Source organism: Neisseria brasiliensis, assembly GCF_009671065.1.
In the GTDB taxonomy this organism is placed as follows: domain Bacteria; phylum Pseudomonadota; class Gammaproteobacteria; order Burkholderiales; family Neisseriaceae; genus Neisseria; species Neisseria brasiliensis.
Genome location: NZ_CP046027.1, coordinates 1,184,740 through 1,205,420, shown reverse-complemented (window position 1 = coordinate 1,205,420; position 20,681 = coordinate 1,184,740). Strand labels below are relative to the sequence as shown.

The 20,681-nt window shown below is 52.4% G+C and carries 20 protein-coding genes; 12 read left to right on the top strand and 8 right to left on the bottom strand.

Going from position 1 to position 20,681, the window contains the following annotated elements; translation table 11 throughout:
* Positions 1 to 99: 99 nt before the first annotated feature.
* From GJV52_RS06160 to GJV52_RS06150, 3 genes are all read right to left on the bottom strand, one after another.
* Positions 100 to 657 (bottom strand): YggT family protein, encoded by a 558-nt coding sequence (locus GJV52_RS06160; RefSeq protein WP_095501922.1) that lies wholly within the window; start codon positions 655 to 657, stop codon positions 100 to 102.
* A gap of 4 nt (positions 658 to 661) precedes the next feature.
* Positions 662 to 1,459, bottom strand: coding sequence for a pyrroline-5-carboxylate reductase (proC, locus tag GJV52_RS06155; RefSeq protein WP_095501923.1), 798 nt, complete (start codon positions 1,457 to 1,459; stop codon positions 662 to 664).
* An 81-nt stretch (positions 1,460 to 1,540) separates the two neighbouring features.
* Positions 1,541 to 2,236 (bottom strand): YggS family pyridoxal phosphate-dependent enzyme, encoded by a 696-nt coding sequence (locus GJV52_RS06150; protein ID WP_100562809.1) that lies wholly within the window; start codon positions 2,234 to 2,236, stop codon positions 1,541 to 1,543.
* Positions 2,237 to 2,349: 113 nt separating this feature from the next.
* Between GJV52_RS06150 and GJV52_RS06145 the strand changes: the two genes are divergently transcribed.
* The 5 genes from GJV52_RS06145 (at position 2,350) to GJV52_RS06125 (ending at position 8,762) form a co-directional block, all read left to right on the top strand.
* Positions 2,350 to 3,393 carry a type IV pilus twitching motility protein PilT gene (locus tag GJV52_RS06145; protein WP_100562807.1) on the top strand — a complete coding sequence of 348 codons (1,044 nt, stop codon included), beginning with the start codon at positions 2,350 to 2,352 and terminating at the stop codon, positions 3,391 to 3,393.
* A 59-nt stretch (positions 3,394 to 3,452) separates the two neighbouring features.
* The gene (locus GJV52_RS06140; protein ID WP_100562805.1) at positions 3,453 to 4,682 is read left to right on the top strand and encodes a PilT/PilU family type 4a pilus ATPase; all 1,230 of its coding nucleotides are present in this window, start codon (positions 3,453 to 3,455) and stop codon (positions 4,680 to 4,682) included.
* A 280-nt stretch (positions 4,683 to 4,962) separates the two neighbouring features.
* Positions 4,963 to 7,137 (top strand): YccS family putative transporter, encoded by a 2,175-nt coding sequence (gene yccS / locus GJV52_RS06135; protein ID WP_100562816.1) that lies wholly within the window; start codon positions 4,963 to 4,965, stop codon positions 7,135 to 7,137.
* 137 nt (positions 7,138 to 7,274) lie between these two features.
* Entirely contained in the window at positions 7,275 to 8,165 is an 891-nt protein-coding gene (locus tag GJV52_RS06130) for an ABC transporter ATP-binding protein (protein ID WP_100562803.1), read from the top strand.
* A 108-nt stretch (positions 8,166 to 8,273) separates the two neighbouring features.
* On the top strand, positions 8,274 to 8,762 hold the full coding sequence (locus tag GJV52_RS06125; RefSeq protein WP_095502709.1) for a dihydrofolate reductase: 489 nt from the start codon (positions 8,274 to 8,276) through the stop codon (positions 8,760 to 8,762).
* Positions 8,763 to 8,909: 147 nt separating this feature from the next.
* Here GJV52_RS06125 and GJV52_RS06120 read toward each other — a convergent pair whose 3' ends face one another.
* Positions 8,910 to 9,197, bottom strand: a complete 288-nt coding sequence (locus GJV52_RS06120) for a hypothetical protein (protein WP_157798099.1) — start codon at positions 9,195 to 9,197, stop codon at positions 8,910 to 8,912.
* A gap of 5 nt (positions 9,198 to 9,202) precedes the next feature.
* On the opposite strand from GJV52_RS06120, the gene GJV52_RS06115 reads away from it, so the two are divergent.
* Complete coding sequence (locus GJV52_RS06115) at positions 9,203 to 9,772, top strand: outer membrane protein (protein ID WP_100562801.1); 570 nt, start codon at positions 9,203 to 9,205, stop codon at positions 9,770 to 9,772.
* A gap of 290 nt (positions 9,773 to 10,062) precedes the next feature.
* Here the strand turns inward: GJV52_RS06115 and glgA are convergent, their stop codons facing one another.
* From glgA to GJV52_RS06095, 4 genes are all read right to left on the bottom strand, one after another.
* The gene (gene glgA / locus GJV52_RS06110; RefSeq protein WP_100562799.1) at positions 10,063 to 11,481 is read right to left on the bottom strand and encodes a glycogen synthase GlgA; all 1,419 of its coding nucleotides are present in this window, start codon (positions 11,479 to 11,481) and stop codon (positions 10,063 to 10,065) included.
* 81 nt (positions 11,482 to 11,562) lie between these two features.
* Entirely contained in the window at positions 11,563 to 12,897 is a 1,335-nt protein-coding gene (gene glgC, locus GJV52_RS06105) for a glucose-1-phosphate adenylyltransferase (RefSeq protein ID WP_095502712.1), read from the bottom strand.
* 303 nt (positions 12,898 to 13,200) lie between these two features.
* Complete coding sequence (locus tag GJV52_RS06100) at positions 13,201 to 14,073, bottom strand: mechanosensitive ion channel family protein (protein ID WP_100562797.1); 873 nt, start codon at positions 14,071 to 14,073, stop codon at positions 13,201 to 13,203.
* Between the two features lie 42 nt (positions 14,074 to 14,115).
* Positions 14,116 to 14,871 carry an ABC transporter permease gene (locus GJV52_RS06095; protein ID WP_100562795.1) on the bottom strand — a complete coding sequence of 252 codons (756 nt, stop codon included), beginning with the start codon at positions 14,869 to 14,871 and terminating at the stop codon, positions 14,116 to 14,118.
* 210 nt (positions 14,872 to 15,081) lie between these two features.
* Here GJV52_RS06095 and GJV52_RS06090 point away from each other — a divergent pair, with 210 nt between their 5' ends.
* From GJV52_RS06090 to glmS, 6 genes are all read left to right on the top strand, one after another.
* Positions 15,082 to 15,741: a pyrimidine 5'-nucleotidase gene (locus tag GJV52_RS06090; protein WP_100562793.1), complete on the top strand. Its 660-nt coding sequence runs from the start codon at positions 15,082 to 15,084 to the stop codon at positions 15,739 to 15,741.
* 72 nt (positions 15,742 to 15,813) lie between these two features.
* A complete protein-coding gene (locus tag GJV52_RS06085) occupies positions 15,814 to 16,089 on the top strand; it encodes a spore cortex protein (RefSeq protein ID WP_100562791.1) in 276 nt (91 codons plus the stop codon).
* A gap of 82 nt (positions 16,090 to 16,171) precedes the next feature.
* Positions 16,172 to 17,542, top strand: coding sequence for a bifunctional UDP-N-acetylglucosamine diphosphorylase/glucosamine-1-phosphate N-acetyltransferase GlmU (gene glmU / locus GJV52_RS06080; RefSeq protein ID WP_095502717.1), 1,371 nt, complete (start codon positions 16,172 to 16,174; stop codon positions 17,540 to 17,542).
* 297 nt (positions 17,543 to 17,839) lie between these two features.
* Positions 17,840 to 18,007, top strand: coding sequence for a hypothetical protein (locus tag GJV52_RS06075; RefSeq protein ID WP_154212876.1), 168 nt, complete (start codon positions 17,840 to 17,842; stop codon positions 18,005 to 18,007).
* A 25-nt stretch (positions 18,008 to 18,032) separates the two neighbouring features.
* Complete coding sequence (locus tag GJV52_RS06070; protein WP_100562789.1) at positions 18,033 to 18,548, top strand: hypothetical protein; 516 nt, start codon at positions 18,033 to 18,035, stop codon at positions 18,546 to 18,548.
* Between the two features lie 154 nt (positions 18,549 to 18,702).
* Positions 18,703 to 20,541 (top strand): glutamine--fructose-6-phosphate transaminase (isomerizing), encoded by a 1,839-nt coding sequence (gene glmS, locus GJV52_RS06065; RefSeq protein WP_095502720.1) that lies wholly within the window; start codon positions 18,703 to 18,705, stop codon positions 20,539 to 20,541.
* Positions 20,542 to 20,681 lie beyond the last annotated feature (140 nt).

The window sequence follows — 20,681 nt, the reverse complement described above, 5'->3', positions numbered from 1 at the left end:
GTTGCGCTCGGCTGCCCGCTTTGCACTTTTTTGCACTTAAATAACATGTTTTTGGCATAGTTGCGACATCATTCAATTTTTCATTCCAAAACACACTGATTAACGCAGCAGCCACAAATTCACACTGCTGACCAGTTTCGGCAAAAAATCCACCAACATAAACCACAAGACCAACGCCACCACACTACCGGAAAAGTCGTAGCGGCCAATGCGCAGGAATGCAAACGGGCGCGACACCGGTTCAAAAATACGCTGCAACACCACAACCAGCGGCGAATACGGATTCTGGAAACTGAGCAGCATACGGATAATTAGGCCAAACAGCAAAACATAGGCTACGGCTTTCAGCATGCCAATCAGCGCAAAAATAAAATTCGCTGCCATGATTTTGCCACTGATGCTGCCGGGCAACTCTACCCACGTCATCACCATATAGACAATGTAATACACCAGCAATCCGGCCAACAGGCAGGCCGTATCCCAACGGCCGGCAGCAGGTGCGACTTTGTGTAAGGGCTTAACCAGCCAATCGGTGGTTTGACGGCAAAAGGCGGCCAGCGGATGATTGGCATCCAATTTCGCCCAATGCAACAGGCACCGCGCTACCATCACAATCACCAAACCATCGGCCAGTAATAACAATAAATCGGCTTTCATGTTTTCAGACGGCCTCGAATTGTTGTGAAATTTCTTGCGAACGGACTACGCAGGCTTCTACCCCTTCTACTATCGATTCGGTGACACCACGTTTGTCAAACACATTGTAGGCTTCCATGGTGGTGCCACCTTTCGACATCACGCTCCGGCGCAAATCTTCAAACGATGCGCCGCTTTGTTCGGCCAATTCAACCGCGCCTTTGAATGTTGCCAAAGTCAGGCTGCGGGCTTGCTCAGCATCGAAACCTTGTGCCAGCGCGGCTTGTTGCAACGCATTCAGCAAATAAAACACATAGCCGCTGCCGCTGCCGCTGATGCCGGTGATGGCGTGCATTTGCGTTTCGTCATCGAGCCACACCGTTTGGCCGACGGCGCGCATGATGGCATCGGCGGTTTGCTTGTCTGCGTCACTCGCTTCTTCAGCCGCGTACATACCGGTAATCCCTAAACCGATTTGGCTGGGCACATTGGGCATGGTGCGAACAATACGGCGGTTGCCTTGCAGATAACGGCTTAAGGTTTCGATGCTCAAACCGGCTGCGACCGACAGCACCAATGCGCCGTTGGTTTGCACATATTCACACGCAGCCTGCATGTCTTGCGGCTTAACCGCCAACACCAGCACATCGTTTGCAGACAATGGCGGCAGTTTCTCCGATACGCTAACACCCAATTCCTTAGCCAAACGTTCGCGCTTTTCTGCGCCGCGGTTGGCGATATGCACCTGATACCCGCCCTGCTTCACCAAACCGCCGGCAATCGCCGCTGCCATGTGGCCGCCGCCTAAGAAGAATACGTTCATGTTGCTTGCCTTTCGTTACTCTCTCTATATATATTGTGGCCGTCTGAAAGTAGTGAATGGTTTTCAGACGGCCTGAGACCTTTATTTACTGTAATCGCGCTGGCCGAAAATCGCGCTGCCGATGCGTACATGGGTTGCCCCGCATTCTACCGCAATCCGCATATCGCCCGACATGCCCATCGACAACACATCTGCCTTCACACCTGCTGCGTTCACATCCGCCAATAATTGCTGCATGGTCGCAAACTGCTGGCGCAATTCGTCATCGCTGCTGTCGGCCTTCGCCACACACATCAAACCGCGCACTTCAATATTCGGCAACTTCGCCACTTCCACCGCCAAAGCCACCGCTTCTTCCGGCGGCACACCGTGCTTGGCTTCTTCAGCGGCGATGTTCACTTCAATACACACTTGCAGCGGCGGCATTTCAGACGGCCTTTGATTGCTGATGCGCTGCGCAGTTTTCAGACGACCTACCGTGTGCAGCCAATGCGCGCGCTCGGCAACGTATTTGGTTTTGTTTGATTGCACATCGCCGATGATGTGCCACACGATGTCGGGCAAATCGGCGAGCGTTTGCGTTTTGTCATACCATTCCTGAATGTAGTTTTCGCCGAAATCGCGCTGTCCTGCGGCATATACTTCGCGGATGTCTTCAGCCGGAAAGGTTTTGCTCACCGCCACCAGCTGCACCGATTCTTTCAGACGGCCTGCTGCTTCGGCTGCTTGGGCGATGTCGTTTAAAATGGCTTGATAATGTTGTTGCAATCCCGACATGATTCTTTCCTTTATCCGGCCATTTGCGGCCTTTTTACAAAATTTGCTTGGTTGAACGATATTATGTATTTAAAATAAACCGATTTACTATTCTAAACCAATAAGGCCACATTATGCAGATTACAGACTTACTGGCGTTCGGCGTGAAGAACAAAGCGTCCGACCTTCACTTAAGCTCGGCAATGTCCCCGATGATCCGCGTTCACGGCGACATCCGCCGCATCAACTTACCGGAAATGGATGCCGAAGAAGTCGGCACCATGGTCACTTCGGTCATGAACGACCACCAGCGCAAACTGTATCAGCAGGATTTAGAAGTCGATTTTTCGTTTGAATTACCTAATGTCGCGCGTTTCCGTGTGAACGCATTCACCACCGAGCGCGGCCCTGCAGCGGTGTTCCGTACCATTCCCAGCAGCGTATTGACCTTAGAAGAATTGCGCGCGCCGCGTATTTTCCAAAAAATCGCCGATAACCCGCGCGGCTTGGTGTTGGTGACCGGCCCGACCGGCTCGGGTAAATCGACCACTTTGGCGGCGATGATCAACTACATCAACGAAACCCAACCGGCGCACATTCTGACCATCGAAGACCCAATTGAGTTTGTGCATCAAAGCAAAAAAGCCCTGATTAACCAGCGCGAATTACACCAACACACCCACAGCTTTCACAACGCGCTGCGCTCTGCCCTGCGTGAAGACCCGGATGTGATTCTGATTGGTGAGATGCGCGACCCTGAAACCATCAGCTTGGCCTTGACCGCTGCCGAAACCGGTCACTTAGTATTTGGCACATTGCACACCACCGGCGCGGCCAAAACCATCGACCGTATTGTCGACGTATTCCCTGCAGGCGAAAAAGAAATGGTGCGCTCTATGCTTTCCGAATCGCTGCGTGCCGTGATCTCGCAAACCCTTTTGAAAACCCGCGACGGCAACGGCCGTGTGGCAGCGCATGAAATCCTGATTTCCACCCCTGCCGTGCGCAACCTGATTCGCGAAAACAAAATCGCGCAAATCCAATCTGCGCTGCAAACCGGCCAATCACACGGCATGCAAACGCTCGACCAAGCGCTGCAAAACCTGCTGCGTCAAGGCACCATCAGCCACGAAGCCGCCCGCAGCAAAGCGCAAAACAGCGACACAATGATTCTTTAATTTATGGTTTCAGACGGCCTTTTTATTTCAAGGCCGTCTGAAAAGACAATGGACAAACCATGAGCGACAATAATCCTTTACACGATCTGCTTTCCGAAATGGTGCAGGCGTATTCGCAAAAAAACCAAGCCCCGCATATCCCAACGCCGGCCGAAATCGGCACGCATTTGCATCCCCTGCTCGACCGCATGTGTGTCGAAGCAGAAAACCGCAAAGCCTCGGATATTTTCATCAGCGCCGGTTTCCCGCCATCAATGAAAGTGAGCGGCGTGTTGACCCCTGTGCCGCACAAAGCCTTAACCGGCGAAGAAACCGCGCAAATCGTCGAATCCACCATGAACCCCGAGCAGTTGGAAACTTTCAACCGCGAATGGGAGCTCAACTATTCCGTGCAATCGCGCAGCAACACGCGTTACCGTGTCAATGCCTATCACGAGCAAGGCCGTGTCGGCTTGGTGTTGCGCCGCATCAACCAAGAAATTCCCGAAATGGAAGTGTTGGGCTTGCCGGAAAAAACTAAAGATTTGGCGCTCGCCCCGCGCGGTTTGCTGATTTTGGCGGGTCCGACCGGCTCGGGTAAATCGACCACGATGGCCTCGATGCTCAACTACCGCAACAACAAAATCCCCGGCCACGTTGTGACCATCGAAGACCCGATTGAGTTTATCTACAAACCACGCCGCTGCATTTTCACCCAGCGCGAAATCGGCATCGACACGCCGGATTGGAAAACCGCCATCCAAAACGCCATGCGCCAAGCACCTGACGTGGTGTGTATCGGTGAGGTGCGCAGCGCGGAGAGCATGGAATACGCCATGCAGTTGGCACAAACCGGCCACTTGTGCGTGTTCACCATCCACGCCAACAGCGCATCGCAAACCATCGAGCGCATCATCAACTTCTATCCGGAAGAGCGCCAAAAACAAGTATTAATGGACTTGGCCTTAAACCTGACCGGCATCATCGGCCAGCGTTTGGCGATTAAGAAAAACCGCACCCAGCGCACCGCCGCGATCGATTTGCTGCTCAACACCCCTGCCATGCAGGATTTGATTTTCAAAGGCGAACTGATGGAAATCCGCGGCCTGATGGATCGCGCTTCCGGCGACGGCATGCAAACTTTCGACCAGCATTTGTTCAATCTCTACACCCAAGGCCACATCGAATACGACGAAGCCTTGCGCCAAGCCGATTCGGCCAACGATTTGCGTTTGCGCATTCAATTGCACGAAGAAGGCAACGAGCCGGAACGCTTGTTCGACCGCATCAGTGATTTGAATTTGATGTAAGCAACAGGCCGTCTAAAAGATTCAATCACTTTCAGACGGCCTGAAACCTTAATTGTTTCCTATTTGTTAACGCTGCATTTCTTCTAGTGAATTTATTCTAAAACCGATTTTGTCTACAATAACGCTTTCAAACACACACCTTTCAGTTGAACAACACAAGTCCTACTTGTTTGTTTTACCCTCCCGACTCATGTTCGGGATTTTTTTTTGCCCGCCGTTTCGGTGCGGCCTGCCGATTCCTGCTAAAATTCTGTTTATTTCACCTTATGCCCGCATCATCATGAGAACCCCGCCGCTCAAGCCGTTGATTATGACGTCGTTGCCCGTGTTTATCAGCGTGCTCATTGCCGCCACCAGCGTTTGGTATATCGACATGCCCGCGCTGGCGATGCCGTTTGTGTTGGGCATCATTGCCGGCGGTTTGGTCGATTTGGACAACCGCTTAACAGGCCGTCTGAAAAACATTGTGATTACGGTGATATTGTTTACCATCGCCTCTTTATCTGCGCAACTCACGCTCGGCACCGGCTGGCCGTTTATCGCTGCCATGACCGCGATGACGTTTTTCTTCACGCTGTTGGGCGCGGTCGGCCAACGCTACCGCACTTTTGCGTTCGGCTCGCTGGCGGTGGCGACTTACACCTCGCTGACCTACACGCCGGAAACCTTTTGGCTGACCAATCCGCTGATGATTCTATTGGGCACGGTGTTATACAGCACCTGCACGCTGGTTTTCCAAATGATGTTCCCGCATCGTCCGGTGCAGGAACGCGTGGCCGATGCTTATGAAAGCTTGGGCGATTATTTCGATGCCAAGGCCGACTTTTTCGACCCCGACGAAGCTGCATGGCTAGGCAACCGCCAAATCGACTTGGCCATGCGCAACACCGGCGTGATTGCTGCCTTCAACCAATGCCGCGCCGCGCTGTTTTACCGTATGCGCGGCCAGCACCGCCACCCGCGCACCGCCCGTATGCTGCGCTACTACTTCACCGCGCAAGACATTCATGAACGCATCAGCTCGGCACACGTCGATTACCGCGAGCTGGCCGACAAACTGAAAAACACCGACCTGATTTTCCGCATCCACCGCCTGCTGGAAATGCAGGGGCAGGCCTGCCGCAATGTGGCCGGAGCCTTACGCAGCGGCAAAGACTACCATTACAGCAAACGCCTCGGCCGCGCGATGGAAGGCTGCCGCCAATCCTTGCAATGGTTTTCAGACGGCCACCCCGACAGCCACGAAGTGCACAATATCCGCCAATTGCTCAACAATTTAAGCAGCGTCGATCACCAACTCAAGCAATTGGAACACAGCGACAACCACGCTGCGCTTGAAGGCGAATCTGACGTGACCCGCATCGCCGCCGTGGAAAGCCACAACGGTTTGAAACACGTTTGGCAAAGCGTGAAAAGCCAATTAAATTTGGAATCCACCGTGTTCCGCCATGCCGTGCGCCTGTCGCTGGTGGTGGCCGTGGCCTGCGCCGTGGTTGAAATCCTCAATCTCAATCTGGGCTACTGGATTTTGCTGACCGCGCTGTTTGTGTGCCAACCCAACTATTCCGCCACCAAAAACCGCGTATACCACCGCATCGCCGGCACAATTTTGGGCGTAGTAGTCGGCTCGTTGGTACCGTATTTCACGCCATCGTTGGAAACCAAGCTGTGGATTGTCATCGCCTGCACCACCCTGTTTTTCATGAGCCGCAGCTACAAATACAGCTTCTCGACCTTTTTCATCACCATCCAAGCCTTAACCAGTTTTTCCTTGGCCGGACTCGATGTGTACGCCGCCATGCCGTGGCGGATTATCGACACCATCATCGGCTCGGTGATGGCGTGGGCGGCGGTGTCGTATCTGTGGCCGGACTGGCGCTACCTCACGCTCGACCGCACAGCCGCGTTGGCCGTCTCCGGCAACGGTGCTTATCTGGATAAAATTCTCGAGCAACTGCAACACGGCGGCAGCGACGATGTCAGCTACCGCACCGTGCGCCGCCAAGCCCACGAGCGCATCACCGCCCTGAGCAGCACCTTGTCCGACATGAGCAGCGAGCCGGACAAATACGGCGAGCAACTTTCAGACGGCTTTAATCTGTTAAAAACCAATTACGCGCTGACTGGCTACATTTCCGCACTCGGCGCCTACCGCAACGAGATGGCACAAGAAACCGATCCGGCCTTTACCGCCGCGTTCTACCAAACTGCCCGCCAAATCGCCGCGCTGTTGAAACACATGCCGCAGCAAACCGCCGCCGATTTTCAGACGGCCTTAACCCAACTGCTGCACGACTTGGAAGCCTTGCGCAACCTTACCGCCGACCGCCAAAGGCATATTTTGTGGCAGCAACTGAGCCTGATTGCCCGCCAACTGCAACCCTGTTACCAAGCCTTGCATCATCAAACTGAGGCGGCCGAAGCGGAGCAAACTTCGGCCATGGCTGCGTCTTAAAAGTAAAGGCCGTCTGAAAACAAAACCCGAGACCCTTCAGACGGCCTTTATGTATCCAAACCACCTTCATGCCGACCACGCATAACGTTTCTGCTAAAATACGCCTTTAACAACCATCATCAGAAAACCACATACTCATGCACGCCATCGATATCCGCCATGCTGTCAAAACCTATGCCAACGGTTTCACCGCCCTGAACGACGTTTCTTTTACGGTCGAACAAGGCGAGTTTTTTGCGCTGTTGGGGCCGAACGGTGCGGGCAAAACCACGCTGATTTCTGCCATGGCCGGACTCAACCGCCTGACTTCGGGCAGCATCAGCGTGATGGGCTACGATGTGGTCAAAGAGCCGCAAGGCGCGCGCATGAGCTTGGGCGTGGTTCCGCAGGAATTGGTATTTGACGCGTTTTTCACCGTGCGCGAAGCGCTGCGTTTTCAATCGGGCTATTTCGGCATCCGCAACAATGATGCGTGGATAGACGAAATCATCGACAGCCTAGGTTTGAGCGACAAAGCCAACACCATCACCCGCAACCTTTCCGGCGGCATGAAGCGGCGCGTGATGGTGGCGCAAGCCTTGGTGCACCGTCCGCCGGTAATCGTGTTGGACGAGCCGACTGCCGGTGTCGATGTCGAGCTGCGCCAAAGCCTGTGGACATTCATCGAAAGTCTCAACCGCCAAGGCCACACCATCATTCTGACCACGCATTATCTGGAAGAGGCGCAAAACCTGTGCAACCGCATCGCCATGATGAAACAGGGGCGCTTGGTGGCTTTGGATTCGACCGAGCATTTATTGCATGCCGAACAAGGCGTGCGTGTGGTGCTGCAATTGTCCGCGCCGCTACCTGCTGCTTTATCGCCATGGTTGACGGGTGAGCAAGACGGCAATCTTTTGCTGAAATTAGACGATTACAACCGCCTCGGTGAAGTGTTGGCCACATTGAAAAGCGCGGGCATTGAAGTGTTGCACATGGCGCTGCCGGAAACGGATTTGGAAGATGTGTTTGTGAAGCTGACACGTTGAGCTTGTCTGCGCATAATAGAAATACATTATTGAAATTAAACGCATGTGACCGATACCAACACTTAAATATCGTCATGCTTCCTTCTATTCAACCCAAAGAGTACGTTTATGCAAAAAATTACCCTGATTGCCGCCTACGCCGACGCGCGCTGCATCGGCATCAACAACACCATGCCGTGGCATTTGCCGGAAGACTTTGCCTTTTTCAAACGCTACACCAGCGGCAAACCGGTGGTAATGGGGCGCAAAACATGGGAATCTTTGCCGAAAAAACCTTTGCCCGAGCGCCGCAACATCGTCATCAGCCGACAAACCGACTATGCAGCCGACGGGGCGGAAGTGGTCACCAATTTGAGCGATGCATTGGCCTTGTGTGCCGATGCGCCTGAAATCATCATCATGGGCGGCGCACAAATTTATGCCCAAGCCCTGCCCCTGGCCACCGATTTGCGCTTGACCGAAGTGGCTTTGCAGGTCGAAGGCGGCGATGCGTTTTTCCCTGAGTTTTCCACCGATGAATGGCAGGAAACCGCCCGCGAATCACACACCAGCGCCAAGGGCATAGATTATGCGTTTGTGCATTATCAACGTCGATAGCCCATTCACCCTATAAAAAATGCCGTCTGAAACCGATTTCAGACGGCATTTTTTATGTTTTGCTGAAACACACACAACCGTATGTACAATCAATTGTGCAATAAAGATACATATGCGAATGTAAATATAATTTCTAGAATGATTTCTCTAATTTTTCACTTTTGCCACCATACTGCTTTTTTCAGACGGCCTGACGGGTTTGAAAATCAGCTTGTTTTTCAGACGGCTAAACCAAATCACTACATTCTGAAAAATAATCACACCTTCAACATTATTTCCCAGCCCACCACAATTACAAACGTTAAACCGCCGCCAAGAAGCGTAATCCGATAGCAAAGCCGCTTGCAGGCCGTCTGAAACATCACGATACTGAACCCATCGAAAGCAACAGGCAACCGCCGCCGCTTTCCCCTTTTTCTTTGCTTGAAGGAGCAACTATCATGAAAAAAACTTTATTGACCACTTTGATTTTGACCGCCGCTGCTGCAGCTACTGCCGCCCCGTTCAACACCTACAACACCGGCACCTTTACCGGTACCGCTGTTGAAATTGGTGCAGGCGCAACCAAAAGCGATGTGAAAAACAGCAGCTTGGACGAAGAATACAAAGCCGATATGGCGATCCGCGGTAACCACAACGTGCAATTCGGCAACAGCAACTGGATCGGCGGCGCTGAAGTAGCCGTGAAACCATTGCACCGCACCGTGGGCAGCAGCGCAGCCGGTGACGTGAAACAAAAAGTCGATGCCAGCGTGTCTTATGTTCAAGGCTACCGCTTAACTGATGATGTGATGGCTTACGGTAAAGTCGGCTACCACTACGGTAAATTCGAAGATCCTTACGACACCAAGAAAAACATGAACGGCGTAGGCTACGGCGTGGGCGTGAAATATGCAGCGACCCCGAATATCGAAGTCGGCGCAGAGTGGGAACAAACCCGCTTTAAGAAAGACGATACAAAGATCAACAACAACGGTGTGATGGCCACTGCCGCCTACCGCTTCCGTTAATCTTGATATTTAAATCGGTTTAAATACAGTAGCTTAAAAGGCCGTCTGAAATGATTCAGACGGCCTTTTCTTTGATACAAAACACCTGTTTTAAACCTTCACATCAACCCATTAACAAGCAATCATTCTAAAGGCAGTCATTCCCGCTAAGGCGGGAATCCATTTTTAGTGGCCAGAAACTTGCCAATAAAACAAGCTTACTGAAACTTTAAGATGGATTCCCGCCTTAGCGGGAATGACGGTTGTCCTATGTGTGTTGGACGATAAAGGATTTTATAAAGGTCTTGATATTAATAATATTGGCGATACGATTGCGCTGCTTTCAGCCAACCAAAATCCTGCTGCATGGCGCGTGTGCGCATGTCTGCCCACACAGTCGGTTCCGACCACGCATACAGCGCGGCGTTGAACGCATTCGTCAGGCCATGCACATCAGGCGCGTCGAATACAAAACCGGTGGCCGCATCGCTTTCGCCAAAGCCCACCACAGTATCGGCCAAGCCGCCGGTGCGACGCACCAAAGGCAAGGTGCCGTATTTCAGGCCGTAAAGCTGGGTCAGGCCGCAGGGTTCGAAACGGCTCGGCACCAAAATTACGTCACCGCCGCCAATCAAACGGTGCGCCAAGCTTTCATCGTAGCCGATGTGTGCGCCCACACGCTCGGGATAGCGTTGCGCCAATTCGCTAAACGCCTGCTCCAAGGCCGGCGCGCCGCTGCCCAGCAAGGCAAACTGCATGGACGCATCTTCAGCAAGTTTGACATACAAAGCCTCCAGCAGAAAATCCGCACCCTTCTGCTCGGTCAGACGCGATACCATCACACACAACATGGCATCGGCATCATTTTTCAAACCGAAATGCTGCTGCAAAACGGCTTTGTTGGCGGCTTTGCCTTCTGCCACATTATCCAGGCCGTATGAAGTGGGCAAAGCCGGATCGTTGGCCGGATGCCAAATGCTTTCGTCCACACCGTTGAGTATGCCGCTCAATCGGCCTTGATCGCGCCGCTGTTGCAACAAGCCTTCCATGCCGTAAGCGGATACGGTGATTTCCTGCGCATAAGTCGGGCTGACGGTGGTGATGTGGTCGGCGTAATACAAACCGGCTTTGAGAAACGAAATTTGGCCGTTAAATTCCAAACCCTCGGGCTGATACATTTCCCACGGCAGCCACAAATCCGCCATGTGGCGCGCGTCAAACAAGCCTTGGTAGGCGATGTTGTGGATGGTGAACACGGTTTTCACCTCCCATGCGCCCCATGCTTTCAAATACGCCGCAGCCAAACCGGCCTGCCAGTCGTGTGCGTGCAGCACATCCACCTCGCTCCAAAACGGATCGGCACCGCATGCCACCGCCGCAGCTGCCCAACCGAGCAAGCCGAAACGCACGACATTATCGGGATAATCACGGTAATCGCCGTCGTGATAAGGGTTGCCGTCGCGGTCGTACAAATGCGGCGCATCAATCAGATAAAGCCCCAAGCCCTGGTACTCGGCAAAGCGAATCACTGCATAGCCGCCCGGGCTGTCGCAACGGAACACTTCAGATGTAAACGGAATCTGTTCGCGGATTCGGCGGTAGTAAGGCAGAATCACGCGCACATTGTCGCCGTTTTGCTGCTGCGCAAACGGCAGCGCGCCCAACACATCAGCCAGACCGCCGGTTTTCAATAAAGGATAAAGCTCAGACGCTGCATGCAGGATATTCATAATCTTCCTAAATCGATGATAAAAGTTCAGACGGCATGGTTGAGGCCGTCTGAAAATGGTTCAGACGGCCTCAAATTTTACTTAAATGCCCATACCATCGGCAAATTTATTCAAGGCTTTGGCACGTTTTTCCAACATATCCGGTGTGACCAACACCACGCTGCCACCCGAACTCACGCGGAAAAACTCGGCATCTTTGCCCGGATTGACACCGATTTGCATGCCGTCCGGAATCTCGCAGGCGCGCTCGATGATGCAATTGCGGATGATACAATTTTTGCCGATTTTCACCTGCGGCAGAATCACCGATTGCTCAATCACCGAACCTTCGTTGACGGTCACACGTTCAAACAAAACCGACGAGCTGATTTCGGCATCAGTAATCAAGCAGCCGCCGCTAATCATCGAATTGTCGATGGTGCGCTCGTGTTGATGCTTATAGAAAAATTTGCTCGGCATCGATTGCGACGGCAAACCGCGTATCGGCCATGAGCGGTCAAACAAATTCAGCTGCGAATATTCCGCCACCAAATCCATGTGCGCGCCCCAATAGCTGTCGAGCGTGCCGACATCGCGCCAGTAAATGCTGCCCTCGGCGTTGCGCCCCATGCATGAGCGCTCAAACGGGTGCGCATACAATACGCCGTCTTGCAGCGCTTTCGGGATAATGTCTTTGCCGAAGTCGTGGCTGGTATGATCGAGCTTAACTTCGCGCTCCAGCGTTTCGTAAAGATAATCGGCATCAAACACATAAATGCCCATCGAAGCCAGCGACGAATCCGGTTTCTCGCGCATGGCCGGCGGGTTTTCCGGTTTTTCCACAAACGCCTGCACTTTCAAATGCTCGTCCACCGCCATCACGCCGAATTCTTTGGCTTCGCTGCGTTTGACTTCAATCGAACCAATGGTGCATTTGGCACCGCGCGAAATATGGTCGCGGATCATCTGCATATAGTCCATCTTATAAATATGGTCGCCGGCCAAAATCAACACGTATTTCGGCTTGTAATGCTCTTTCATCAAAGCGACGTTTTGCCACACCGCATCGGCGGTACCGCGATACCACATGTTTTCATCGACTTGTTGGCGCGCAGGCAGCATATCCACGAAGTAACCGCGCTCACGTGGCATAAAAGACCATGCGTGCTGCAAATGGCGCAGCAGCGAATGGGCTTCGTATTGGGTAATCACGCCGATTTTGAACAAATTGGAATTGAAACAGTTGGAAAGCGTAAAGTCGATGATGCGCCAGTTGCCACCAAAATAAACGGCTGGTTTGGCGCGGCGGTCGGTCATTTCGCGCAAACGCGAACCGCGACCACCCGCCAAAATCAACACCAGCGTGTCATCAGCGATGGCGGCAGCAGTTAAAGGGCGTTCGAGACTATAAGCTTGCGGGATAGAGTCTTGTGCCATGATGGTTGTTTCTCCTGTGATTAAATCGGGTTATCAAATGGTAAATTTCTCTTAGTATTGCGATTGTTTGCCGATGAGCATAAGCGCATCGGCTGAAACGGCTTGTATTTATTATGGACGGCGACTGCTTCAGTTTTGTTACAACAAAAAGCGGCAGCGGGTCGGAATGTCATCAAATGATAATAATCTAAAACCCAAGCTGCCGCCTGTACAAAACGCAAATAAAATCTGATACTTATGTTAAATTAAGTAAAACAGGACGCTTATATTAAAGCCTTATACCTTGACGCATAGCCGATAAGTTTACGCAGTTTTCACATCATTGGCCGCCGGTTGCGACACGATATGCACATCGCGCTGCGGGAACGGGATATTAATCTTCACTTCGCGCAGGTTTTCTACCACCTGCTCATATAAATCGCATTGGAATCCCCACCAATCGGCTTCGGTTGTCCATGCCCACAAGGTGATTTCAATCGCATTGTCGCCCAAATTGGTTACCTGCACCGTGGCCGGTTTCTCGGTTTGAATACACTTAGGATGCTCGATCGCCGCACGCAACACCGCCGCTTTGGCCGCTTTCAAATCACAGGCATAATCCACGCCCACCAACACTTGCGCACGCCATTGCGGCAACGAAGATTTATTGGTGATGCTATTACTCATCACCACGCTGTTGGGCAAAATCACTTCTTCATTGGCATATGTGCGCAACGAAGTCTGCACCATTTTGATTTCGCGCACATAGCCTTCAAAGCCGTTGACTTTAATATAGTCGCCCACCTTAAACGGACGGAACAAAATAATCAGCGCACCGGCAGCAAAATTCGACAATTGATCTTTCAACGACAAGGCAATCGCCAAGCCTGCACCGCCGACCAAGGCTGTAACCGATGTGGTCGGCACGCCCAGTTTGCCCAGCGCGGCGATAATCACCATAATCAGCAGGCCGATGTTGGCAACGTTGCCCAAAAAGCTTACCAAGGTCAAATCCACTTTGGCGCGGGTCAACGCAGCTTTCATCAACTTCACGATATAGGTCGTCAACCAGCGACCAATAACAAAAATCGTCGCAGCAGCCAACAGGTTCAGGCCGAAATCCATGCCGTTTTCAGCCAAGCGCTCCCAGCTTTTCAGGCTGAAAAGCTGCTCAAAAGTGAAATTGTCAAAATTCATTGTCTATCCTTATTTGAATCAAATTTTTAGGTTTCAGACTGCCTAACGGCGCAACTTCCAACCCGAATGCAACACCGCCAACACCAGCGCCCCCAATGCCGCCACCACCGTGCCGACCACCGCCAACGACAGCCACGGCGATGTGTCACTCACGCCGAAAAAGCCGTAACGAAAGCCGTCAATCATGTAAAACACCGGATTGAAATGGCTGACCGTGCGCCAAAACTCAGGCAGGCTGTTGATGGAATAAAACACACCCGACAAAAACGTCAGTGGCATGATGAGAAAATTTTGGAACATGGCCAACTGGTCGAATTTTTCCGCCACAATGCCTGCCATCAGGCCGAGTATCGCCATCATGGCCGAACCCAGCAGCCCGAACACCACAATCCAGCCCAAATGATGCGGCATAGGTAAACCAAACGGCGCCGTCACCGCCACCACGCCCAAGCCGACCAGCAAACCGCGCACCACCGCCGCGCCGACATAGGCGCTAAAAAAGGAAAAGGTGGACAAAGGCGGCAGCAGAATAAACACCAAATTGCCCGACAAGCGCGATTGAATCAGGCTGCTGGAGGCATTGGCAAACGCATTTTGCGCCATGCTCATCATCGCCAAACCGGGGATCAGAAACGCGTTATACGCCACATCGGGCAAGGCTTCGACATGGCGGCCGATGGCGTGTGAGAAAATCAATTGGTACAAAAGCGCGGTGAGCATGGGCGCGCCTAAGGTTTGCAAGCCCACTTTCCAAAAGCGCAGGATTTCTTTTTTGAATAAGGTATAAAAACCGATCATGATGTGTGTTCGTGTGTAGATATAAAGTGGAAGGCCGTCTGAAAATGAAGGGCTTCAGACGGCCTGTGTGTTATCGGCAGCATTTTAACATATTAAACATCACCGCTTAAATGATTGTTTCATTTTGTTTTATGCCACACTACCGCCCAAATGCTTGCCCGAGCGCGTGCAAACTGCCATCATCTTGTTTTTTTCCACCGCGAGCCCGCCATGAATACGCCTGTTTGGCTTTTCGATCTCGACAACACCTTACACAACGCCGATGCCGGCATTTTTCTGCTCATCAATCACGCCATGACCGATTATCTGGCAGGCCGTCTGAACCTTTCCCATGACGAAGCGTCCGCCATCCGCGAAGACTATTGGCACCGCTACGGCGCAACTTTGGCCGGATTGCAAATCCATCATCCTGAAATCGACATTGTCGAATTTCTGACCCAAAGTCACCCCATGCCGCAGATTTTAGAAAAATTAACACCCATCGAACGAACTCAAACCCTTTTAGGCCGTCTGAAAGGGCGCAAGGCAGTGTTTTCCAACGGACCGTCGTTTTATGTGCGGGCGGTTATCGAAAATTTGGGCATCCGCTCATATTTTAATCTGCTGGCCGGCACCGACGATTTCGGCTTTCTGTATAAGCCCAACCGTCAAGCCTATCTGACCGTCTGTCAACTAATTGAAACAACACCGCAAAATTGTATTATGGTAGACGATAACGCGGATAACCTTTACGCCGCCAAACAACTGGGTATGCGCACCGCATGGTTTGGCCGCAAAGCCCACGAATTGCCCTTTGTCGATTGCGCCGCGCACGACATGGCCGCGCTGGAAAACTGGGCGGCGCAACAAGGCTGGCTCGAGGCCGTCTGAAGCGTGTAAAAGCCTATGATTCCTTATCTAAATTGATTACAATAAACCGATATTCTCAACAAGGAAAAAGACATGCGTTACCTAGCAATGATTTTGGCGTTGACCGCACTGGCCGGCTGCACATGGGAAACCTACCAAAAAGCCGACGGCAGCACCGCCCTTCGCCAAAAATACGAAAAAGGCACCCGCGTTTACTATCAGGACGGTTCTTACTCGCGCAACATGAATTACAACCAATACCGCCCCGAGCAACGCGCCGTGAAGCCTGAAATGCAACAACATCAAGATGTCCACGGCACCGAATGGGGCAGCCAAACCGGCGAAGCCGACTCTGCCGCCGCCGAATAATTCTCATGCCGTCCGAACATGACATCCATCGTTTCAGACGGCCTTCCACATTCAATCGTTCACCCCGAATGGAAAAACAACAATGAGCCAAACACCTTTACATATCGTGATTCTTGCTGCGGGCAAAGGCACCCGTATGTATTCCAAAATGCCGAAAGTGCTGCACGAAGTCGGCGGCAAGCCGATGGTTGCCCGCGTGATTGACGTCGCCGCTACGCTGAATCCGCAAAACATTTGCGTGGTCATCGGCCACGGCAAAGAACAGGTTTTGGAAAAAGTAAAACGCGATGTGGTGTGGGTGGAACAAACCGAACAGCTCGGCACCGGCCACGCCGTGAAAATGGCCTTACCGCACTTACCTGCCGAAGGCCGCACTTTGGTGCTGTATGGCGATGTGCCGCTGACTGATACCGCTACTTTAGAAGCGCTTTTGGCTGCTGCCGGTAACGAAGTCGGCCTGCTGACCGATGTGTTGAACAACCCGACCGGCTACGGCCGCATCATCCGCGAAGGCGAAAAAGTGGTGGCGATTGTGGAAGAAAAAGATGCTGATGCCGCGCAAAAAGCCGTCAAAGAAACCAATACCGGCATTTTGGTATTACCTAATGCCAAGCTCGAAGGCTGGCTCAACAGCTTGTCCAGCAACAACGCACAAGGCGAATATTACCTGACCGACCTGATTGCCTTGGCCAATTCAGACGGCATCGCCGTGCATCCGGTGCAAGTGCGCGCATCGCATTTGGCCGCCGGTGTCAACAACAAAGTGCAATTAGCCGAATTGGAACGCATTTTCCAAACCGAGCAAGCGCAAGAATTACTCAAAGCCGGCGTCACCCTGCGCGACCCTGCCCGCTTTGACTTACGAGGCCGTCTGAAACACGGTCAGGACGTGGTGATTGATGTCAACGTGGTGATTGAAGGCGATGTGGAAATCGGCGACAACGTAGAAATAGGCGCCAACTGCGTGATTAAAAACGCCAAAATCGCCGCCAACACCAAAATTGCTGCCTTCTCTTCATTGGAAGATTGTGAAGTCGGCGAAAACAACGTCATCGGCCCATACGCGCGTTTGCGTCCGCAAGCCAAATTGGCCAACGAAGTGCACATCGGCAACTTTGTCGAAGTGAAAAACTCCACCATTGGCGAGGGCACCAAAGCCAACCACCTGACCTACATCGGTGATGCCGAAGTCGGCCGCAAAACCAATTTCGGCGCAGGCACCATCATCGCCAACTACGACGGCGTGAACAAACACAAATCCGTCATCGGCGACGAAGTGCGCTTGGGTTCCAACAGCGTGGTGATTGCGCCGGTAACTTTGGGCAACAAAGTCACCACCGGTGCCGGCAGCGCGATTAACAAAAACGTCGCCGACGGCCAGCTCGCCATCGCCCGCGCCCGCCAAACCATTATTGAAGGCTGGGTGCGTCCGGAAAAAGGCGATAAAAAATAAGCTGCTCTTCAGGCTTCAGACGGCCTGAGACCTTTGTAAAACTTCAGATTTGAGTACAGTTCGAAGTTATAGCAGCGCAGAAAGCGCAGACATATCACTTAGATAGGCAAGCTTTCGAGCAGCGCATAACGAAGAAATGTGCCAAAGATGAAGATTTTGCAAAGGTCTCAACCTAACGATTAAAGGCCGTCTGAAACCCTGCTGCTCGGTTATTCATCATCATGAAGGGATGTATGAAATTCCATATCGGTTCCATCATTATTTTGATTTGCGGCCTGTGCGCCCTGATTCCCGGCCTTGATGGTTTTGGTCGGCATGGGTGGATGGGCGCATGAAGTGCTCGACCAGCCCATCGGCGGCATCGCTTTGTTCGCCATCGGCTTGTGCGGCGTATTGGCAGCGGTGTTCCCTTTGCTGGTGAAATTTTTGACCCAGCGCGAACACGACAACCGCCCCGAAAAATAACTGGTCAGCAAGCAAGGAAACAGGCATGAACATCCGCACTTTACTCGCGCTCTCGACTGCCGCCTTATTGTGGCAATCGTCATCCGCTGCGACCATCACCGAAACATACGATGACCCCGAACGCGGCCAAGTGGTGCGCACCACCACAACCGTGGACAAACCCGGCTTCAAAAGCCACACGGTCACCGAAAAATCGTCATCGCTGCAGCAACTCACGCCGCAACAGCAGGCCGAGTTTGCCGAAGCCATGACCCAATGGACCAGCGGCGTGCTGCAAAACGGTTTGCACTCCAGCCAACTTTTAAGTGAGCTGGCTAAAATCAACGGCGTGCCGTTTGACGATGAGGCGTTTCAAAAGCAAGCCGATGAAGCGGCGGCGTTTTTGAAATCAGGTGAAGGTCAGGCAGTGATGAAAAAGAATCTCGGTGCGATGATGAAAATGCTGCCGCAACTGGAAGCCGCATCACAACACATGATGCAGCAAATGGAGCAGCACAATCGCGCTTTACAGCAACAACTCGACAGCTTGTTTCAGGAATAAACAGGCCGAGACCATTTCCCACGGCCTGCCCAAAGCAGGCCAAACCGCCATGCCGTTAAAGCTCAAACGCGACCCTGAAGCAGGCTCAACATACTTGCTTCACCGCTGTGATACGGTGTGGTTTTATTTAAACTCTTGATACTAAGGAACTTATATGTGCGGTATCGTCGGCGCACTGCGCGCCAATCATAATGTAGTCGATTTTTTAACTGATGGCCTGAAACGCTTGGAATATCGTGGTTACGATTCTTCAGGCATTGCCGTTCACACCGGCGAACGAATCCGCCGCGTGCGTCGCGTTGGCCGCGTACAATTAATGGAAGATGCGGCTAAAGAAAAAGGCATCCATGGCCATTTGGGCATTGGCCACACCCGTTGGGCAACCCACGGCGGCGTGACCGAGCCAAACGCGCACCCCCACATTTCTGGCGGCATGATTGCCGTAGTACACAACGGCATTATCGAAAACTTCGAAGCCGAACGCGAACGCCTGCAAGGCTTGGGTTATGTGTTTAAATCACAAACCGACACCGAAGTGATTGCCCACAGCGTGAATCACGAATACAGCCAAAACGGCGGCAACTTATACGAAGCGGTTAAAGCGGCGACCCAAAATTTCCACGGTGCTTACGCCATTGCGGTGATTTCGCAAGAAAACGACAAAGAAATGGTTGTGGCACGCATGGGTTGCCCATTGCTGGTGGCCTTTGGCGACCAAGAAACCTTCATTGCATCCGACGTATCGGCTGTGATTGCCTTCACCCGTAAAATCTCTTACTTGGAAGATGGCGACATCGCCCTGCTCAACGCCGACGGTATCGTGAAATTAATCGACAAAACCGGCGCACCGGCCGACCGCCAAGTGAAAGTATCTGAATTGTCGCTGGCTTCTTTAGAGCTGGGCCCTTACAGCCACTTCATGCAAAAAGAAATCCACGAGCAGCCGCGCGCGATTGCCGACACGGCTGAAGTATTCTTGGATGGTGGTTTCGAACCAAGCAACTTCGGCGAAAAAGCACAAGAAGTGTTTGCCGACATCCACAGCATCAAAATCTTGGCCTGCGGTACCTCTTACTATTCCGCGCTGACCGCCAAATACTGGCTGGAAAGCATCGCCAAAATGCCGACCGACGTAGAAATCGCCAGCGAATACCGCTACCGCGATGTGATTGCTGATCCGAAACAATTGGTCATCACCATTTCCCAATCCGGTGAAACACTCGACACCATGGAAGCGCTGAAATACGCACAATCTTTGGGTCAACACCACAGCTTGTCGATTTGTAACGTGATGGAATCCGCCTTGCCGCGCGAAAGCGAATTGGTGCTCTACACCCGCGCTGGTGCCGAAATCGGTGTGGCCTCAACCAAAGCCTTCACCACTCAATTGGTGGTCTTGTTCGGTTTGGCCGTGACTTTGGGCAAACTGCGCGGCCACGTGACCGACGAGCAAGCACACGCTTATGCGGAAGAATTGCGCCAATTGCCGGGCAGCATCCAACACGTTTTGAACCTCGAGCCACAAATCGCTGCTTGGGCGCAAAAATTCGCCAAAAAAGACAGCGCCTTGTTCTTAGGTCGCGGCATTCACTACCCGATTGCTCTCGAAGGCGCGTTGAAGCTGAAAGAAATCACCTACATCCACGCCGAAGCCTACCCTGCCGGCGAATTGAAACACGGCCCGTTGGCATTGGTGGATGAAAACATGCCGGTAGTGGTGATTGCGCCAAACGACACCTTGTTGGACAAAGTCAAAGCCAACATGCAGGAAGTCGGCGCACGCGGCGGCGAATTGTTTGTATTCACCGACCTCGACAGCCAGTTCAACGAAGCCGAAGGCGTACACGTAATCCGCACCCCGCGCCACGTCGGCGTATTGTCACCGATTGTGCACACCATCCCGGTGCAATTGCTGTCTTACCACGCCGCCTTGGCACGTGGCACCGATGTGGACAAACCACGCAACTTGGCTAAATCGGTAACGGTAGAATAATGGTTGGGGTCGAGACCTTTGTAAATGTGGGCGGACAATAAAGTCTTAAACTGAACAAAATAGATCTAAACTATGACAATAAAGTCTTAAACTAGACAGAATAGTTGTAAACTGAAATCAGTCCAGTTATGCTGTGAAAA

What these genes read in the sequence shown, in the direction of transcription:
- glmS (WP_095502720.1), top strand. Translation starts at nt 18,703, where the DNA reads ATGTGCGGTATCGTCGGCGCACTGCGCGCCAATCATAATGTAGTCGAT.
- GJV52_RS06085 (WP_100562791.1), top strand. Translation starts at nt 15,814, where the DNA reads ATGCGTTACCTAGCAATGATTTTGGCGTTGACCGCACTGGCCGGCTGC.
- GJV52_RS06130 (WP_100562803.1), top strand. Translation starts at nt 7,275, where the DNA reads ATGCACGCCATCGATATCCGCCATGCTGTCAAAACCTATGCCAACGGT.
- GJV52_RS06125 (WP_095502709.1), top strand. Translation starts at nt 8,274, where the DNA reads ATGCAAAAAATTACCCTGATTGCCGCCTACGCCGACGCGCGCTGCATC.
- GJV52_RS06090 (WP_100562793.1), top strand. Translation starts at nt 15,082, where the DNA reads ATGAATACGCCTGTTTGGCTTTTCGATCTCGACAACACCTTACACAAC.
- glgC (WP_095502712.1), bottom strand. Translation starts at nt 12,897, where the DNA reads ATGGCACAAGACTCTATCCCGCAAGCTTATAGTCTCGAACGCCCTTTA.
- GJV52_RS06115 (WP_100562801.1), top strand. Translation starts at nt 9,203, where the DNA reads ATGAAAAAAACTTTATTGACCACTTTGATTTTGACCGCCGCTGCTGCA.
- GJV52_RS06100 (WP_100562797.1), bottom strand. Translation starts at nt 14,073, where the DNA reads ATGAATTTTGACAATTTCACTTTTGAGCAGCTTTTCAGCCTGAAAAGC.
- glgA (WP_100562799.1), bottom strand. Translation starts at nt 11,481, where the DNA reads ATGAATATCCTGCATGCAGCGTCTGAGCTTTATCCTTTATTGAAAACC.
- GJV52_RS06140 (WP_100562805.1), top strand. Translation starts at nt 3,453, where the DNA reads ATGAGCGACAATAATCCTTTACACGATCTGCTTTCCGAAATGGTGCAG.
- GJV52_RS06095 (WP_100562795.1), bottom strand. Translation starts at nt 14,871, where the DNA reads ATGATCGGTTTTTATACCTTATTCAAAAAAGAAATCCTGCGCTTTTGG.
- glmU (WP_095502717.1), top strand. Translation starts at nt 16,172, where the DNA reads ATGAGCCAAACACCTTTACATATCGTGATTCTTGCTGCGGGCAAAGGC.
- yccS (WP_100562816.1), top strand. Translation starts at nt 4,963, where the DNA reads ATGAGAACCCCGCCGCTCAAGCCGTTGATTATGACGTCGTTGCCCGTG.
- GJV52_RS06150 (WP_100562809.1), bottom strand. Translation starts at nt 2,236, where the DNA reads ATGTCGGGATTGCAACAACATTATCAAGCCATTTTAAACGACATCGCC.
- proC (WP_095501923.1), bottom strand. Translation starts at nt 1,459, where the DNA reads ATGAACGTATTCTTCTTAGGCGGCGGCCACATGGCAGCGGCGATTGCC.
- GJV52_RS06070 (WP_100562789.1), top strand. Translation starts at nt 18,033, where the DNA reads ATGAACATCCGCACTTTACTCGCGCTCTCGACTGCCGCCTTATTGTGG.
- GJV52_RS06160 (WP_095501922.1), bottom strand. Translation starts at nt 657, where the DNA reads ATGAAAGCCGATTTATTGTTATTACTGGCCGATGGTTTGGTGATTGTG.
- GJV52_RS06145 (WP_100562807.1), top strand. Translation starts at nt 2,350, where the DNA reads ATGCAGATTACAGACTTACTGGCGTTCGGCGTGAAGAACAAAGCGTCC.